A 17,674-nucleotide genomic window follows, 5' to 3' on the forward strand; every position below is an offset into this window, starting at 1 on the left:
TTTCACTCGGAGAATGCGGCGCTCCTGGCTGAATTGCAGTAGCGGGCTGGCAATATTGGTGAGCAAAGAAGACACGACCAAACTCCTCGAGGGAACGATTTGAGCTTGGATATTAGCAGATTTTCATTATCACAATTATCATTTTGTTGTTATGCGACAATATTTTACAAAGGCCCTACATCAATGGCACGAGCGAAAACCTGCCGTAATCCGGCAAGGTCCCTGGATTCTCTGACCGCAGCGCCAAGCGGTTCCGCAGAGAGAGTAAATCAAGTTTAAGTAATAACTTAAGCGTCAGCTTCCGCGAGATATCGACATCGTAATATCCAGGCGGCGCATTGTCATTGCGCCGTTCCCTGCGGTTGCCAGCCCACCTCTTTGCTGGACTCCCAGCCGCCGCCCAGCGCAGCAAACAGCAACACACAATTCTGCAGCCTTTGCCCCTGCACCCGCACCAGGTTCATGCTGGCCTGGGCGTAGGCGTTCTCGGCGCTGAGCAGCAACAGCACATTCGACTTGCCGGCGCTGTAGCTGGCGCGCTGCAAACGCAGCGAGGTGCTGGAAATGGCCATGGCGTTCTGCGCCAGGCGCAGCGATTCGGTGTCGTTGTCGATGGCGCGCAAGGCGTCCGCGACCTGGCCGAATGCGGTCAGCACGGTTTGCTTGTAGGTCGCCAGCTGGGCATCGTAGGCGTCCACCGCTGCCCGCTTTTGCGAAGCCAGCGCACCGCCCTGGAACAGAGTCCAGTTAGCGCTGGTGGAAGCACTCAGCAGCCGGTTCGCCGTATTGAACAAGGTATTGACCAGGGTCGACTGATAGCTGTCGGACAGCGACAGCGTCAGGCTCGGATACAACTGGGCGGCAGCGATGCCGATGGCGGCGCTGTCGGCGTGCAGCAGCGCTTCCGCCGACAGGATGTCCGGGCGCTGGTGCACCAGTTCCGACGGCAGGCTGACCGGCAGCGAGGCCGGCATCTTGAAGCTGTCGAAGTCGAAATCCGGGGTACGCCACTGCGATGGCGCCTGGCCGACCAGCACCGCCAGCGCATGGCGCGCCACGCTGATCTGCTGATGCAGGGCCGGCAGCTGGGTGCGATCGTTCTCCAGCTGCGACTGCGCCGTCAGGACATCGGTCTGGGCTGCCGTGCCGATGCGGAACGATTTCTGCACTAGCTCCAGGTTCTTTTCATCGTTCTTGATCAGGTTTTCAGTGGTCGCCAGCAGTTTTTGCGAGGTCGCCAGGGTGATCGCTTGCGTCACGGCAGAACTGGTCAGCGTCAGGTAGGCCGCAGCCAGCTGGTAATGCTGGTTTTCCGCGTTGGCCTTGGCTTGCTCGACGGTACGGGCGGTCTGGCCGGCGATGTCGAAGGTGTAGCTGATCTGCGGACCGAGCGAAAACTGGTTGGTAGCATTGCTGGCAGGACGGTAACTATATTGGTTGCCGCCATTGCCGGAGATGCTGCGGCCTGCGCCAGCGCCGACGCTCAGCACCGGGAACCAGGTGGAGCGGGCTTGCACGATGCCCTCCTGCGCCTGCGCCAGGGTGGCGCGTGCGGCCGCCAGGGTCTGGTTGGCGGCGACCACCTGGTCGAGCACGGCCGGCAGCGCCGGCGCCTGCAGCAGTTCCCACCATTGCGCCGGCAGGCTCTGGCCGGCGCCAACCACCGCCAGCGAAGCGCCGCCGTTGCCGGCTGCCGGCGCCTGCTCGTTGTCGTAGCTGCTGAAGGTGGGCGCCGCCGGCCGCACAAAGTCGGGCCCGGCGGTGCAGCCGGCCAGCAACCCGGCTGCGGTGATCGTGAAAACCAGCTTATTCATAGCGTAACGCGTCGATAGGGTTGAGCAGCGAGGCCTTGCGCGCCGGGTAGAAGCCGAAGAACATGCCGATGCCGGCCGAAAAGCAGAAAGCGCCGATGATGACGGTGGTATGCAGCAGGGTCGGCCAGCCGGCCACATGGGCGATCACCTTGGATGCCACGATGCCGGCCAGCACACCGGCGCCGCCGCCGATCAGGCTAAGCAAGGTGGCTTCGATCAGAAACTGCAGCAGCACATGGAAGCGGCGCGCGCCGATCGCCATGCGGATGCCGATTTCGCGAGTGCGCTCGGTGACCGACACCAGCAGGATGTTCATGATGCCGATGCCGCCTACCAGCAAGGAGATTGATGCGATGGCCGCCAGCAGCAATTCCATGACGCGGCTGTTTTCATCGGCCACTTCGGCAATCTCGGTGAGGTCGCGCACGCTGAAATCGTCGCTCTGCTCGGGCTTGATGCGATGGCGCCGCTCCAGTGTCTGCGTCACCTGCTGCAAGGCGGTCTTGACCTCGGCGGCGCTGCGCGCCTGGATATACATGGTTTGCACGAAGCCTTGCAGCTTGGCCTGGATGTTGAACGGATTCGGCGGCGCCGGATAGACCGTGCCGCCCTGGGTCATGGCGGTGGATGGCTGCGCCACGCCCAGCACCCTGACCTGGGAAGTGCGGAAAGGGATCAGCGCGACATCGTCCTGGTCCTGGCCGGAGGCAGAGTGCCCCTTGACCGCCAGCACGCCGATCACTTCCATCGGCACATTCTTGACGATCACGGTGGCGCCTATCGGGTCCTGCCCTTCGCCGAACAGGTTGTCCACCACGGTCTGGCCCAGGATGCACACCGTGCGTCCTTCGCGCTCGTCGGCCTCGCTGATCAGGCGTCCCGCCGACAAGCCCCAGTTGCGGATGGTCAGATAGCTGGGAGTGACGCCCTGCACGCTGGTCGACCAGTTTTCATCGCCGTTCTCCAGCTGCGCCGATTGCCGGTTGACATAGCTGATCACCGCCACCGCCGGATCTTCCTCCAGGATGGCGGCGCCGTCCGCCACCTTCAGCGACGAGGCGCTGCCGGAGCCGCCGCGCACGCCGCCGCCGCGCGACGAGCCCGGCAGCACAATCAGCAAATCGGTGCCCAGGCTTTTCAATTGCGCCTGCACCGCCGCCCTGGCGCCCTCGCCCACTGCCAGCATGATGATCAAGGCGCACACGCCGATAAAGATGCCGAGCATGGTCAGGGCTGAGCGCAGCTTGTTGCGGCCGATGGCGCTGAAGGCCGCGACAAAGGCCATCGTCAGGAAGGACAGCAATTCGCTGACGCTCAATCCTGACGCGCCTGGAAGCGCCGCCGGCTGCAGCCGGACCGGCCTGGATGCGGCAGCCGGCGCTTCCTTGCGGATATCCGACAGCACCAGGCCGTCGCGCAGCGTAATGATGCGATCGGCAAAATCCGCCATCTCCTGTTCGTGCGTGACCAGGATCACGGTCAGGCCTTGCTCGCGATTGAGGTCGCGCAAGGTGCCCATGATTTCGTTGGCGGTGGTGGAATCGAGATTGCCGGTTGGCTCGTCGGCCAGCAAAATGGCGGGCTGGTTGATCAGCGCGCGCGCCAGCGCTACCCGCTGCTGCTGGCCGCCGGATAATTGATTGGGGCGGTTGTCCAGCCGTTCGCCCAGTCCCAGCAGGCTCAGCGTTTGCTGCACACGATGGGCGCCGTCCGCCAGTTGGCCGGAGTAAAACAGCGGCAAGGCCACGTTCTCGGCAGCGGTGGTGCGCGGCAGCAGGTTGAAGCTCTGGAATACGAAGCCGATGCGGCGGCTGCGGATCTTGGCCAGCGTCTGCTCGTCCAGCGCGGCGATATCGACGCCTTCCAGCAGATAAGTGCCGCCGCTGGTCTGGTCGAGGCAGCCGATCAGGTTCATCAAAGTCGACTTGCCGGATCCGGAAGCACCCATGATGGCGACAAATTCACCGCGCTCGATCGCCATGCTGACGCCGCGCAGGGCATGCACCTCTTGCGCCCCCAGCTGATAAGTACGGGTCAGGTTGCGGACGTCGATCACCAGGTCGCGCTGCGCGGGCGCTGCGGCGGCGCCGCTGAGCGCCGCACTCATGGCCTGCCCGGCCCGCGCCGGCCAGTCTGGGCGAAGGGTGACTGCACCGGTGCACTCTTGGCTTCGACAGCGCGCACTTCCTTGACAATCACCTTGTCGCCAGCCTTGAGGTCGCCCTTGACCACCTCAACCAGTTCGCCATCGTCCAGTCCGATCTGGATACGCACCAGGTGCGGCGCGCCGTCGCGCAAGACCCAGACCCGGGCGCGCTTCCTGGGCGAGGCTTGCGCCTTGTCGGCGGCGGCGGCTTCCGCCTCTTCCTGCTGGTCATCTGCCTTGGCGTCTTTGCTGTTCTTGTCACCCTGCTCCGTACGCGGATGGTCTGGCTCACCTCTGGGCTGGCGCTGTGCGCCGTCGCCATTGCGCTCCCAGCGATGCTGCCCGCCTTGCTCGCCGCCGCGGCCGGTCCGTGCACCGGCGACGTCGCGCCGGATGGCGCCGTCCTTGCCGCCGCGGTTGCCGCCTCGTTCAGCGCCGCGTTCAACCCCACGGCTGCCGTCCCTGCCGGTATCGGCGGCGCGTTCGCTCCGCTCGGGGGTAAAGCGCACGGCCGCCAGCGGTATGCGCAACACGTTTTCACGCGAATCGGTGACGATTTCGGCGTCGGCTGTCATGCCTGGAAACAGCAGCAGCCCGGGATTGTCGACCTCTACCACGACGTCGTAGGTCACCACGTTCTGCACCGTGATCGGTCCGCGGCGGATCTGCTTGACCGTGCCTTCAAAGGTCTTGTCCGGATAGGCCTGCACCGAGAAGCTGACGTCCTGGTCGGCCTTGATGCGGCCGACATCGGCCTCGCTGACATTGGCGTCGACCTGCATCTTGGTCAAGTCTTTGCCGATCAGGAACAAGGTCGGGGTTTGCAGACTGGACGCCACCGTCTGGCCGACGTCGACGCTGCGGGTCAGCACAGTGCCGGTCACCGGCGAGACGATATCGGTGTAGCCAAGGTTGACCTTGGCCGATTTGAGCGAAGCTTCCTGCGCCACGATGGCAGCCTGGTCGAGATCCAGCTGGGCATTCGCCTGCTTGAAGACATTGCTGTCGTTATCGACGATTTCCTGGGCCACAATGCCGTCCGCCAGCAGTTTGCCATCGCGCTCGAACACCGCCTTGGCGTACACCAGCGCCGCCTGATCCTTGCGCAACTGAGCTTTGCTGCTATTGAGCTGGGCGGCGTTCTGGTCGACCACGACTTGGAAAGTGGATGGATCGATCTTGGCGCAAATCTGGCCGGCCTTGACTTCCGTGTTGTAGTCGCAAGACAGCGACTTGATGGTGCCCGACACGTAGGAACCTACCTGCACTGTCACGCGCGGATTGATGGAACCGGTGACATTGACGGAACGCTCGATGTCGCCCATGGTCACCCCGGCTGTCACATATTGCGGCCGGGCGCGCATCCCGGCCCACCAGTAATAAGCCGCGCCCGCTGCTGCCAGCAGCACGATCAACCCCAGCCAGAACCCGGCCTTCCCGAGCGGAAAACCTGAGCCGTTCCGGCCCGACAAAATTTTACCCACGCTAGTACCTTTTGCGATTTATTCGATGCCACGTCCCCTGGCCGCCGGTGTCCGGCGACTGGTAGACATTAGACATGCCTCATGTAAATCGCTGATTGCAGGCCAGGCTTTTTTGTATCTGGCATGCGCACAATTGTAAGCAAGTATTGCGCGCCAAAATTTATCTTGCCGCCGGCAAGCCGCCTATGAACGGAAGCGGGCCGGCATATCGTTGCCTGCCGGCCGACACACCCATTTGTTACATTTTCCCGGAAAAAGTGTAACAATTTGTGACCGGAGAGGCGGCAGAAACGGCAGCCCAACCGGGCATGAGCTGGCGCTTTGCAGGGGGCGGCCAATGGTCCGGCCTTGTCGCATGAGGCTCTTCGGCCGGCCTCTCCGATTCTTGCGGTTTTCCCGCGATTGCGCGGCGCGCGCAGGACCTCAAAAGCGCTGCCGGTGACAGCTTTTTGTGTCACGTAGCTGAAATATAACTGCGCTATCTTCGCTCGCAGTTATATACCGACACTTCAAGCACACCAGAGGAAAGCATGAATAAGAATATGATGAAAGCCATCCCGGCGGCCCTGCTGCTTGCCGGCCTGGCAGCCTGCAGCGGCTCCAGCAGCAACAGTCTCACCGGTCCCCCGATCAGTGCGCAGGATGCCGCGGCAACCGCGACACCGATCAAGCACGTGGTGGTGATCTTCGGCGAAAACATCTCTTTCGACCACTACTTCGGCACCTACCCGAACGCCACTAATCCAAGCGGCGAGCCGGCTTTCACCGCCGACAGCGGCACGCCGGCCGTGGCCGGACTGACGCCGGCGCTGCTCACCGCCAATCCTAACGCGATCAACACTGCCAACGGCACCGGCGCCGCCAACCCGTTCCGCCTGGACCGCGCGCAAGCGCTGACCGCTGACCAGAACCACGGCTACACCGCGGAACAGAACGCCTTCAACGGCGGCGCCATGGATCTGTTCCCGAAAAATACCGGCACCGCCTCCAGCGGCACCGGCACCGGTCCGTTCTATACCAAGGGCCTGGTGATGGGCTACTACGACGGCAACACGGTGACGGCGCTGTGGAACTATGCCCAGCATTTCGCCATGAACGACAACTCCTTCGACACCGTGTTCGGTCCGTCGACGCCTGGCGCGCTGAACCTGATCTCCGGCCAGACCAACGGCGTGACGCAGATTGTCGGCAGCAACAGCTCGGCCCTGGTGGCTGACGGCCAAGGCGGCAAGACCATGATCAGCGATATCGATCCGTCCGCCGATACCTGCTCCTCGGCGACCAGCACCGCCACCATGAGCGGCAAGAACATCGGCGACCTGCTGAACGCGAAAAACGTCAGCTGGGGCTGGTTTGAAGGCGGCTTCGACCTCACCGCGGTCAACGCCAACGGCACCACCGGCTGCGCCCGCAGCTCTTATTCGGCGGTACTCGGCGGCTATACCACTGATTACATTCCGCATCACCAGCCATTCCAGTACTACGCTTCAACCGCCAACCCGAAACATGTGCGTCCCAGTTCGGTGGCGGCTATCGGCACCAGCAACGACGGCGGCGCCAATCACCAGTACGACACCAACGACTTCTTCAGCGCGGTCACTGCCGGCAATTTCCCTTCGGTCAGCTTCCTCAAGGCCCAGGGCTATCAGGACGGCCACGCCGGCTATTCCAATCCGCTGGATGAACAGGCATTCGTGACCAAGGTCATCAATTTCCTGCAGCAGCAGCCTGACTGGGCCAACACTGTCGTGATCATGGCCTACGACGATTCCGACGGCTGGTACGACCATGTTTCCAAGGTCGTCAACGGTTCGACCACTGCTGCCGACACCTTGAACGGCGCCAGCACTTGCGGCAGCGGCACGCCGCTCAACGGCATCAACGGCACGCCGGTGCAAGGCCGCTGCGGCTACGGTCCACGCCTGCCTTTGCTGGTGGTTTCGCCCTACGCCAAGGCCAACTTCGTCGACCATACGCTGACCGACCAGTCTTCTATCCTGCGCTTCGTGGAAGACAACTGGCTCGGCGGCACGCGTATCGGCCAAGGCTCGTTCGACGCCGTCGCCGGTTCGATCCAGAACATGTTCGACTTCACCAGCGGCGGCAAGACGCCTAAGCTGACCCTCGATCCGACCACCGGCCTGTCCAGCTGAGTTGCAGCCTGTGCTCGATTGATTCTCGCTTGAATCCCCGCCGATACGCTGCCTCTGCAGCGTATCGGCGGATTGTTTTCATAACGGCGCCGCTCTGGCGCCGTTGACCATTGTTCCGATGAAACGCTACTCCACCCTTTTTTTGACAATCTCCGCTGCGCTGCTGGTATTGGCTGCCTGCGACCGCGCCGCACCGACAGCACCGGCAGTATCGGTGGCGCCAGCCGCGGTACCTGTCGCTGTACCTATTTATCGCGTCGCTCCCGGCGCCGGTCACACGATGGAGCTGAGCGCGGTCGCCCAGCTTGGCAAGAAAATATTTTTCGACCCTTCCCTGTCCGGCTCCGGCAAGCTAGCCTGCGCCTCCTGCCACAGTCCGGACCACGCCTATGCGCCGCCCAACAATCTGGCGGTGCAGCTGGGCGGCCCCAAACTGGAACGCCAGGGCTTGCGCGCGGTGCCCTCGCTGCGCTACCTGGAACACACGCCGATCTTCACCATCGGCCCCAACAGCTCAGTGCCGGACAGCGATACCGTTGCCGCTGCGCCCGTCGCCGGCGCCGACATCAAGGTCGCCGCCGTGGCCAAGAGCAGCCAGCCGAACGCAGCCCTGCTGGCGGCGGAAGCCAATGTGCCGATGGGCGGGCTGGATTGGGACGGTCGCGCCGACACCTTGCAAAACCAGGCGCAGGGACCGTTCCTGGATCCCAATGAAATGGACAACAAGAGCTCGGCCAGCCTGCTGGACAAATTGCGGCATGCGCCATATGCAGAGGACCTGCGCAAGCTGTTCGGCGCCAATGTCTTCGACAATTCCGGCCTGGCGCTGAGCGAAGCCTTGTTCGCCCTCGGCCGTTTCCAGATGGAAGATCCAAGCTTTCACCCCTACGACAGCAAGTACGACTACTATCTCGCCGGCCAGGCCAAGCTGAGTGCGCAGGAAAGCCGTGGCCTCAAGCTGTTTGAGGACCCGAAAAAAGGCAATTGCGCCTCCTGCCACATCGACAAGCCTTCGCGCGACGGCATGTTCCCGCCCGCTTTCACCGATTACCAGTTCGAAGCGCTGGCCGGTCCGCGCAACAGAGAACTGGTAGCCAACCGCGATCCGGCTCACTACGACCTCGGCTTGTGCGGCCCTATGCGCAGCGATTACAAGAAACAAGCATCTTATTGCGGCCTGTTCAAGACGCCGACGCTGCGCAACAGCGCCAGCCGCGGCGCGCTGTTCCACAACGGCGTGTTCAAGAACCTGGAAGATCTGCTGCATTTCTATGTCGAGCGCGAAACCGATCCCGGCAAGTGGTATCCGAAACGCAAGGATGGCAGTATCGACAAATACGATGACCTGCCGCCGCGCTACAAGAAGAATGTCGACGTGGTGGATGCGCCGTTCGACCGCAAGCCCGGCGCGCAGCCGGCCTTGAACGACGACGAGATCAAGGACATGGTGGCTTTCCTGAAAACCTTGAACGACGGTTATCAGGCCGGAGCCGGACAGGCTAGTGTCGCCAGATAAGGCGCTTACTTGGTTTCCGCCTCGACCACAGCTTGCAGATCAGCGGCGGCCATGCCTTGGCCAAAGCTGAACTGCAGCCGTCCGCCAGCCATGCGTACACGCATCGCGCGGTGTTTCCTGAGATAGCGGATGCCGACCCAAGCCGCCACCAAGCCGGAAGCCGCGCCAACCATCAGCGCCCAGCGCGGACCGAAAGTATCCGCCACCCAGCCCACCACCGGTGCGCCAAGCGGCGTGCCGCCGAGCGCCAGCGCCAGCAGGATCGCCATCACCCGCCCGCGCATGGCGGGCTCGGTCGTCAGTTGCACCATGCTGTTGGCGGTGGTGGTGAAGGTCTGTGCAGCGATGCCGATCAGCACCAGCGCCAGCGCAAACAAGCCATAACTGGGCATCAGCGCCGCCAGCACCAGGCCGCCGCCAAAGATGCCCGCGCCTGCCAGCAAGAAGGCCATGCGCGGCTTCTCGCGGCGCGCGGCAAGCAGCGCGCCGGTGACCGACCCCAGCGCCATGATCGACGACAGGAAGCCATACTGGTGGGCGCCGGCGTGGAATACGCTGACCGACACGGTTGAAATGAAGATGGGAAAATTCAGTCCGAAAGTGCCGATCAGGAAAAACATCAGCAGGATGGCTTTCAGGTCGGGCCGCCCCCAGATATAGCGGAAGCCCGCCGCCAGGCTGCCGCGGACGGGAGCGGCGCGGGCGCGCAGATGCAGCTCGTCCTGCCGCAGCAGGCAGAGCGAAGCCAGCACCGCGGCAAACGAGACGGCATTCAGCAGGAATACCCAGCCGGCGCCGATCACTGCGATGAGGACGCCGGCGACAGCGGGGCCGATCATGCGCGCGGCATTGAACGAAGTCGAGTTCAAGGCCACCGCATTGGACAGTTCGTGCTCTTCCACCAGTTCCGAGACGAAAGTCTGGCGCGCCGGCGCATCGAAGGCGGTGACGCAGCCCAGCAGCAAGGCGAACAGGTAGACCTGCCACAATTGCACCACGCCGGCCACGGTCAGAATTCCCAGTCCCAGCGCCAGTGCGCCCATCGCGGCCTGGGTCACGATCAGTAGCTTGCGGCGGTCGAAATGATCGGCGGCGTAGCCGGTCAGCGGCAGCAGCAGCGCCTGCGGCCCGAACTGCAGCGCCATCACGATGCCGACAGCGGTGGCGTTATTGTGGGTGAGCTGGGTCAGGACGATCCAGTCCTGGGCGGTGCGCTGCATCCAGGTACCGATGTTCGACACCAGCGCGCCGCCAGCCCACAGCCGGTAATTGAAGTTGTTGAGCGAGCGGAAAGTGCCGCTCAGCATGGCGCGCATCCGTCTGTGCTCTGGATGGCTGGCAAATTCATCGGCGGCTGCCGTCCAGCAAGGCAATGATCTCCTGGCTGTCGCCGCGCTCGCCCAGGCGCGGGAAGATGCGGGTGACGCTGTTCTCGTGCGCCTCAGCGCTGGTGTCAGTCATGGCGTCCAGCGCCAGCGTGACGTTGAAGCCGTGCTCGTAGGCCTGGCGCGCGGTCGATTCGACGCCGATGCTGGTGGAGACGCCGGCGATCACCAGCTGCGTGACGCCCAGATTTTTCAGGTAGGCATCGAGCCCGGTGCCGGTGAAGGCGCCCCAGGTGCGCTTGCTTACCAGGTGGTCTTGCGCTTGCTGCTTCAGTTCCGGCACCAGTTCGGCCCAGTCGGCAGGCAGCGCGTCCAGCTTGCGCGTCTGCTCCGCCCGCCCCGGCGCGCCGCCGGTGACGTTGACCAGCACCACCGGCAAGCCGTGCCGACGGAAAGCGGCGGCCAGCGCAGCGGCATGCTGCACTATCGGGCCTATGGGATGTGCGGTCGGGAAAGCGACGATGCCTTTTTGCAGATCGATGATGAGCAGGGCCGTCTTTGGATCAAGTGTGCTTACTGGCATGGGATTCTTTCTGTGGATTCGGTTAATCGGAGGGTTCAAGCATCGGCCAGCCGTTGCAGCAATTCGATGCTGCTGGCCAGTTGCGCCAGCTCGTGCGGCGCAAATTTTGTCTGTATGGCATGGAACAGCCAGTCTTCCCTGGCGGCCCGGCTGGCCCGGATCATTTCCCGGCAGGCGTCCGTCAGCGACAAGATGGTTTGCCGGCCGTCGGCCGGATCTGCCGCGCCGCTCACCAGGCCGGCGGCTTCCAGCACCGCCACGGTGGCGCCCATCGATTGCGGCCGCACGCCTTCCGCCTTGGCCAGCGTGGTGACGGTAGCCGCACCGTCGCGCTCCAGCCGGAGCAGCACCGACTTTTGCGCACCGGTGAAATCTCCCGCGTGCGACTGTTCGCGCAGGCGCCGGCTGAGGCGGCCAAGCAAGACCCGCAGCTCTCCTGCCATGGCTGATGCGCTTGCGATTTCTGGATCGTGTGCTTGATTCATGTCGCCTAGCTTAGCATATACGAAGATAAACTACAAAGCTTTCCTTCATATATTATTTCAGGACTTCCCCCTTGCAGCCTGATCGGCTACATTGATTCATGCCGCTGCGATATGCCTCATCTGCGAGCGCGGCCTCGTCCACCCCACTCAAAGAGGTAGTGCAAATGTCAACTAACCAGGCAAGATTCGTATGGTACGAGATCATGACCAGCGACACCAAGGCAGCCGAAACGTTTTATGCCAGCGTGGTCGGCTGGAAGATGCAGGATGCCGGCATGGGCGGCCCACCCTACACCATACTGTCGGCCGGCGACATCATGGTCGGCGGCCTTATGGAGGTTCCGGAAGAGGCACGCGCCATGGGCGCAAAACCTTGCTGGATGGGTTATATCGCGGTCAGCGACGTCGATGATTATGCGGCGCGGGTGATCGCCGCCGGCGGTGCGATCCGGCGCGCCCCCTGCGACATCCCCGGCGTCGGCCGCTTTGCCGTGGCGGCGGATCCGCATGGCGCCGGCTTCCTGCTATTCAAAGGCAACAGCGAGGCCCAGCCGGAACCTGCCGCGCCAGGCACGCCGGGCCACGTCGGCTGGCATGAGCTGCATGCGGGCGATCTCGACAGCGCTTTTGCCTTCTATGCAGGCCTGTTCGGCTGGACCAAGGCGGAGGCCATCGACATGGGGCCGATGGGGGTCTACCAGACCTTCGCCAGCGGCGGTGCGCCGGTCGGCGGCATGATGACCAAGACCGCCGACATGCCGCAGCCTTGCTGGCTGTACTACATCAATGTCGAAGCCATCGACGCCGCGGTGGAACGGATTAACGCAGGTGGCGGCAAGGTCCTCATGGGGCCGCACCAGGTTCCGGGCGGCAGCTGGATCGTCCAGGGCTTCGATCCGCAGGGCGCCCTGTTTGCGCTGGTGGCGGCAAAGCGCTAGCGGCAGACCGATGCCTGCGCCGCAAAAGACATATGGATATGCGAATCGATTATTTGCTGCGGCCAGGCTTAAGCGGGTGTAATGTTGTTTTTGACAGGCGCCGCCTGCGAAAACCATGCACCCGCTCCGTTACCAAAGCCATCTTATGTCCATCGCCATCGACACCGCCATTCCGCCCGGAATTTCCTCCCAGGCTTTCCAGATCGCGCCGATCGGCGGCCCGCTGGGCGCCGAAATCACCGGCCTCGACCTCAGCCAGCCGCTATCCGGCCTGGATCTGGCGCGCATCCGCACAGCGCTGGTCAAGCATGGCCTGCTGGTGTTCCGCGAGCAGCGCATCACGCCCGCACAGCACATTGCCTTCAGCCGCCGCTTCGGTCCGCTGCAAGTACATGTGCTGAATCGCTTCCACCTGGCAGGCCATCCGGAAATCCTGATCGTTTCCAATGTCATCGAAGACGGCAAGCCTATCGGCCTGGTGGATGCCGGCGCCGACTGGCATTCCGACCTGTCCTACATGCCCAGGCCCAGCCTGGGCTCGCTGCTGCACGCGCAAGAATTACCGGCGGAACAAGGCGACACCTTGTTCGCCAACATGTTCAACGCCTACGAAACGCTGCCAGCCGATGTCAAACTGCTGCTGGAGGGCCGGCGCGCCGTGCACTCCTATGTCTACCGCTACCGGCGCCTGCAAAAACTGTCGCCCTGGCGCGCCGACCTGACGCAAAAGCAGATCGATGAAGTGCCGGAAGTCGAACATCCGGTGATCCGCATCCACCCCGAAAGCGGGCGCAAAGCCTTGTTCGTCAGCGAAGGATTCACCTCGCATATCGTCGGCCTGCCGGCGGATGAAAGCACGGCGCTGCTGCGCTTCCTGCACGAACACACGATACGCGCGGAGAACGTCTATCGCCACCAATGGCGCGCGCATGACATGGTGTTCTGGGACAACCGCAGCACCGTGCACTACGCCGCCATCACGCCGCAGCATCTGCGCCGCACCTTGTACCGCACCACGGTTGAGGGCGATGTGCCGGTCTGAAACCGCAGGGAATCAGGCAAGCAAACGGCAAGGAATTGCCCTCTCGCCGCAGTGACGCATGGTTGCCTGCTTCAGGCAAGATCGGCTGGTGCCGCGTCGCGCACAACGATCTGCTTCGGAATCAGTTTCAGGTCGAAGAAAGTGTCGGCAATCACCTGTTGCTCGGCCAGTATCGCTGCGCTGATCGGCTGCGTGCCGAAAGAAGAGCGCGCCACCAGGACATCCACAACAGATTTTGGCAAGCCCCACACGGCAGACAGCTCCGTCGCCAACTCGTTCCTGTGGGCACTACCCCAGAGATCGATCTTGTTAAGTTCTTCAATCGCAATATGCAAAACATCGCGGTTCTTCAGCGAGTATTCTTTGGATGAAAAATAGTAAGCGCGGTTTTTGACGACACCCGTTGCATCGGCCAGGATGCGGGCCGACAAGGTTTTCTCGGCGGCGGCCAAGAATGGATCCCAGATTACCCAGGCGTCGACCGCGCCCTTCTGGAAGGCCGCCCGGGCATCGGCCGGCGCCAGCCAGACCGGGTTGACATCGGCGTAGTTCAAACCGTGTTTTTGCAACAGCTTGACCAGAAAGTAGTGCACATTGGAGCCCTTGTTCAAGGCAATTTTCTTCCCTTTCAGATCTGCGATGGTTTTAATCCCAGAAGCCGCGGGAATCAGCACTCCCTCTACCGCCGGTCGCGGCACGGTCGCCGCCACATACACGATCGGCGTACCGTTAGCCTGCGCAAAGATGGGTGGCGCCTCACCGACATCACCGAAATCAATCGAGCCGACGTTGAGCGCTTCCAGTTGAACTGGCCCGGCGCTGAACTCTATCCACTTGACAGTCACACCCAGCGGCGCAAGTCTCTGCTCCAAGGCGCCGCGCTTCTTCAAGAGACTAAGCAAGCCTTTTTGATAACCTATGCGCAGTTCCCGCTGTGCGGCGCGCGCAAGCAACGGCGACAGCGCCGCTACTGTCGCAAGCCCGACGCCGGCTTGCAGCAGGCGGCGGCGATAGCTGGCTTTGCCGGCGTTCGGCAATCCAGGTTTCTTATTGAATTTATTAGCGATGCTCATCTTTTCCTTCCTTATCAGCGGCCCGATCCAGCATGGAGCTTAATAAGAAGGAAAATCAAAACCAACGATTACTTTTCTCTGCGGATATCTGAAATTCGAATAAGGCCGTGTGCCGCCATGCAAGCGCATGGCGACACACGGGTACTCACCGATTTTCGTATTTGACTAGCCGCGGTAATAGCGCGCCGGCGTGAACGGCATGGCGGCCACTTCTACCGGCACCGGCTTACCGCGCACCAGCGCATGCAACTGGGTGCCGAGCTTGGCGAATGCCGTCTCGACATAGCCCATCGCCACCGGCTTATCCAGCGTCGGCCCGAAGCCGCCGCTGGTGACCTTGCCGATCACCTTGCCGTCGGCGTCGACCAGTTCCGCGCCCTCGCGCACCGGCATGCGTTCCAGCGGCAACAGCCCTACCCGCTTGCGGCTGACGCCTTGCGCCAGATGCTGTTCGACCTGCGCCGCGCCGGGATAGCCGCCGGCACGGGCGCCGCCGGCACGCCGCACCTTGGACAAGGCCCAGCTCAGGCTGGCTTCGACCGGCGTGGTGGAGACGTCCATGTCGTGCCCGTACAGGCACAGACCGGCTTCCAGGCGCAGCGAATCGCGCGCGCCGAGGCCGATAGGCGCCACTTCTTCTTGCGCCAGCAGCAGGCGCGCCAGCGCTTCCGCCTGCGCATTCGGCACGGAAATTTCAAAACCGTCTTCGCCGGTATAGCCGGAACGGCTGATGAAGCATTCAGCGCCGGCCAGCGTGACCTTGCCGGTTTGCATGAAGACCATTTGCGCGGTTTCCGGCGCCAGGCGCGCCATTACCGCAGCCGCTGCCGGCCCCTGCAAAGCCAGCAGGGCACGGTCGCCCAGTTCTTCGATCTGGCAACGGCCGGCCAGGTGCTGGCGCAGATGCGCGGTATCCTGCTGCTTGCAGGCAGCGTTCACCACCAGGAACAGATGGTCGCCGCCATTGCTGACCATCAGGTCGTCCAGGATGCCGCCTTGCGGATTAGTGAACACGGCATAGCGCTGGCGGTTGGCCGGCAGGTCGATGATGTCGACCGGCACCAGCGATTCCAGCGCAGCAGCCGCGTCCGCGCCGCTCAGGCGCAGCTGGCCCATGTGCGAGACGTCGAACAAGCCGGCTTGGGCGCGGGCGTGCTTGTGTTCCTTGAGGATGCCGCTCGGGTATTGCAGCGGCATGTCGTAGCCGGCGAAAGGCACCATCTTGGCGCCGAGTTCGATATGCAGATCGTAAAGTGCTGTGCGCGCCGAAGCTGTAGCGCTGCTGGTATCAGACATGAGGATTCGTCCTTTTCATTTTCACATGCGCATGCTGCGCAAAAGATAGCGTGAGACCGGCCGGTCCAGTGCAAACGGCCAGCGGGCCCGCCTGGGCGGCTCCGCTGGCTCTACTGCACTGTCCTGTCAGGCTCCTTACTCGTAGTCCGACATCGGCGGGCAGGAACAGACCAGGTTGCGGTCGCCGTAGACGTTATCGATACGCCCGACCGGCGGCCAGTACTTGTCCTTGCGCAACGACTTCAGCGGATACACCGCCTGCTCGCGCGTATAGGCCCGCGACCATTCGTCGGTCAGGTCCTGCGCGGTATGCGGCGCATGGCGCAGAGCTGTCTGCTCGGCCTGGATGTCGCCGTTCTCGACTGCCCGGATTTCTTCCCGGATGGCGATCATGGCGTCGCAGAAGCGGTCCAGTTCTTCCTTGGATTCGCTTTCGGTCGGCTCGATCATCAGGGTGCCGGCCACCGGGAACGACATGGTCGGCGCATGGAAGCCGTAGTCGATCAGGCGCTTGGCGACATCTTCCACCGTGATGCCGGTCTTGTCCTTCAGCGGCCGCAGGTCGATGATGCCTTCGTGCGCCACCAGGCCGTTGCTGCCGGTGTACAGGATCGGATAATGCGGCGCCAGCCGGTGCACGATGTAGTTGGCGTTGAGGATGGCGATCTCGCTGGCCTGCTGCAAGCCCTTGGCGCCCATCAATGTGATGTAGGCCCAGGTGATCGGCAGGATGCTGGCGCTGCCCCAAGGCGCGGCAGAAACCGGCGCGATGCCGTTTTCCAGCATGCGATGGCCTGGCAGGAACGGCGCCAGGTGGCTCTTGACGCCGATCGGGCCGACGCCTGGACCGCCGCCGCCATGCGGAATGCAGAAGGTCTTGTGCAGGTTCAGGTGCGAGACGTCGCCGCCGAACTTGCCCGGCGCGCACAGGCCGACCATGGCGTTCATGTTGGCGCCGTCGATATACACCTGGCCGCCATGGGCATGGACGATTTCGCAGATCTCGCCGATGGCTTCCTCGAACACGCCGTGGGTCGACGGATAGGTAATCATCAGCGCCGCCAGGTCGCCGGCGTGCTGGTCAGCCTTGGCGCGCAGGTCGCCGACGTTGACGTTGCCTTGTTCGTCGCATTGCACTACCACCACCTGCATGCCAGCCATGTGGGCAGTAGCTGGATTGGTGCCGTGGGCCGAGCTCGGGATCAGGCAGATATTGCGCTGGCCTTCGCCGCGGCTCTGATGATAGGCACGGATCGCCAGCAGGCCGGCGTATTCGCCTTGCGAACCGGCATTCGGCTGCAGCGAGACCGCATCGTAGCCGGTGCAGACGCACAGCATCTGTTCCAGGTCGGTCACCAGCTGCTGGTAGCCCTGCGCCTGGTTGAGCGGCGCGAACGGATGCAAGGAGCCGAACTCAGGCCAGGTCACCGGAATCATTTCGGTGGTGGCGTTGAGCTTCATGGTGCAGGACCCGAGCGGAATCATGCTGCGGTCCAGCGCCAGGTCCTTGTCCGCCAGTGCGCGCAGATAGCGCAGCATCTGGGTTTCCGAGTGATGGCTGTTGAATACCGGATGGCTCAGATAGGCGCTGCTGCGCGCCAGCGCGGCCGGGATGCGCTCTGCCGCTTCGGCTTCCAGCGTATCGAACGCCGGCAGCGCCTTGCCAACGGCAAAGATGCTCCACAGCGCCTCGACATCGGCGCGCGTGCTGGTTTCATCCAGCGCGATGCCGATACTGCCGTCATCGATAGGACGCAGGTTGATCATCTGGCTGCGTGCCGCCGCGTGGATATCCTGGGTGTGACCGCCGGTATGCACG

General features: G+C 63.1%; 13 protein-coding genes. 4 read left to right on the plus strand and 9 right to left on the minus strand.

Going from position 1 to position 17,674, the window contains the following annotated elements; all coding sequences use genetic code 11:
• Window positions 1-341 precede the first annotated feature (341 nt).
• Genes VNZ65_RS09750 through VNZ65_RS09760 form a run of 3 tightly spaced genes read right to left on the minus strand, consistent with a single transcriptional unit; the run spans window position 342 to window position 5,444 of the window.
• Window positions 342-1,814 (minus strand): efflux transporter outer membrane subunit, encoded by a 1,473-nt coding sequence (locus VNZ65_RS09750; RefSeq protein WP_325668411.1) that lies wholly within the window; start codon window positions 1,812-1,814, stop codon window positions 342-344.
• Window positions 1,807-3,921 carry an ABC transporter permease gene (locus VNZ65_RS09755; RefSeq protein ID WP_325668413.1) on the minus strand — a complete coding sequence of 705 codons (2,115 nt, stop codon included), beginning with the start codon at window positions 3,919-3,921 and terminating at the stop codon, window positions 1,807-1,809. Before VNZ65_RS09755 ends, VNZ65_RS09750 begins: the two co-directional genes overlap by 8 nt.
• Window positions 3,918-5,444: an efflux RND transporter periplasmic adaptor subunit gene (locus tag VNZ65_RS09760; RefSeq protein WP_325668415.1), complete on the minus strand. Its 1,527-nt coding sequence runs from the start codon at window positions 5,442-5,444 to the stop codon at window positions 3,918-3,920. Before VNZ65_RS09760 ends, VNZ65_RS09755 begins: the two co-directional genes overlap by 4 nt.
• Window positions 5,445-5,974: 530 nt before the next feature.
• Here VNZ65_RS09760 and VNZ65_RS09765 point away from each other — a divergent pair.
• Together VNZ65_RS09765 and VNZ65_RS09770 are read left to right on the plus strand one after the other, a co-directional pair.
• Window positions 5,975-7,597, plus strand: coding sequence for an alkaline phosphatase family protein (locus VNZ65_RS09765; protein WP_325668417.1), 1,623 nt, complete (start codon window positions 5,975-5,977; stop codon window positions 7,595-7,597).
• Window positions 7,598-7,739: 142 nt separating this feature from the next.
• Window positions 7,740-9,113 (plus strand): cytochrome-c peroxidase, encoded by a 1,374-nt coding sequence (locus tag VNZ65_RS09770; protein WP_325668419.1) that lies wholly within the window; start codon window positions 7,740-7,742, stop codon window positions 9,111-9,113.
• A gap of 5 nt (window positions 9,114-9,118) precedes the next feature.
• Here the strand turns inward: VNZ65_RS09770 and VNZ65_RS09775 are convergent, their stop codons facing one another.
• Genes VNZ65_RS09775 through VNZ65_RS09785 form a run of 3 tightly spaced genes read right to left on the minus strand, consistent with a single transcriptional unit; the run spans window position 9,119 to window position 11,506 of the window.
• Window positions 9,119-10,417, minus strand: coding sequence for an MFS transporter (locus VNZ65_RS09775; protein ID WP_325668435.1), 1,299 nt, complete (start codon window positions 10,415-10,417; stop codon window positions 9,119-9,121).
• Window positions 10,418-10,457: 40 nt separating this feature from the next.
• On the minus strand, window positions 10,458-11,021 hold the full coding sequence (locus VNZ65_RS09780; protein ID WP_325668421.1) for an isochorismatase family protein: 564 nt from the start codon (window positions 11,019-11,021) through the stop codon (window positions 10,458-10,460).
• A gap of 35 nt (window positions 11,022-11,056) precedes the next feature.
• Entirely contained in the window at window positions 11,057-11,506 is a 450-nt protein-coding gene (locus VNZ65_RS09785) for a MarR family winged helix-turn-helix transcriptional regulator (protein ID WP_325668423.1), read from the minus strand.
• 164 nt (window positions 11,507-11,670) lie between these two features.
• Here VNZ65_RS09785 and VNZ65_RS09790 point away from each other — a divergent pair, with 164 nt between their 5' ends.
• Both VNZ65_RS09790 and VNZ65_RS09795 read left to right on the plus strand, forming a co-directional pair.
• A complete protein-coding gene (locus VNZ65_RS09790; RefSeq protein WP_325668425.1) occupies window positions 11,671-12,444 on the plus strand; it encodes a VOC family protein in 774 nt (257 codons plus the stop codon).
• 145 nt (window positions 12,445-12,589) lie between these two features.
• Complete coding sequence (locus VNZ65_RS09795) at window positions 12,590-13,486, plus strand: TauD/TfdA family dioxygenase (RefSeq protein ID WP_325668427.1); 897 nt, start codon at window positions 12,590-12,592, stop codon at window positions 13,484-13,486.
• Between the two features lie 71 nt (window positions 13,487-13,557).
• Here the strand turns inward: VNZ65_RS09795 and VNZ65_RS09800 are convergent, their stop codons facing one another.
• The 3 genes from VNZ65_RS09800 to gcvP form a co-directional block, all read right to left on the minus strand.
• Window positions 13,558-14,559, minus strand: a complete 1,002-nt coding sequence (locus VNZ65_RS09800) for a sulfonate ABC transporter substrate-binding protein (RefSeq protein ID WP_325668429.1) — start codon at window positions 14,557-14,559, stop codon at window positions 13,558-13,560.
• 165 nt (window positions 14,560-14,724) lie between these two features.
• Entirely contained in the window at window positions 14,725-15,855 is a 1,131-nt protein-coding gene (gene gcvT, locus VNZ65_RS09805; RefSeq protein ID WP_325668431.1) for a glycine cleavage system aminomethyltransferase GcvT, read from the minus strand.
• 135 nt (window positions 15,856-15,990) lie between these two features.
• Window positions 15,991-17,674: aminomethyl-transferring glycine dehydrogenase (gene gcvP / locus VNZ65_RS09810; RefSeq protein ID WP_325668433.1), on the minus strand; the 1,684-nt coding region annotated here is incomplete at its 5' end.

The sequence above is a fragment of the Collimonas sp. genome, from assembly GCF_035566555.1.
In the GTDB taxonomy this organism is placed as follows: Bacteria; Pseudomonadota; Gammaproteobacteria; order Burkholderiales; family Burkholderiaceae_D; genus Collimonas.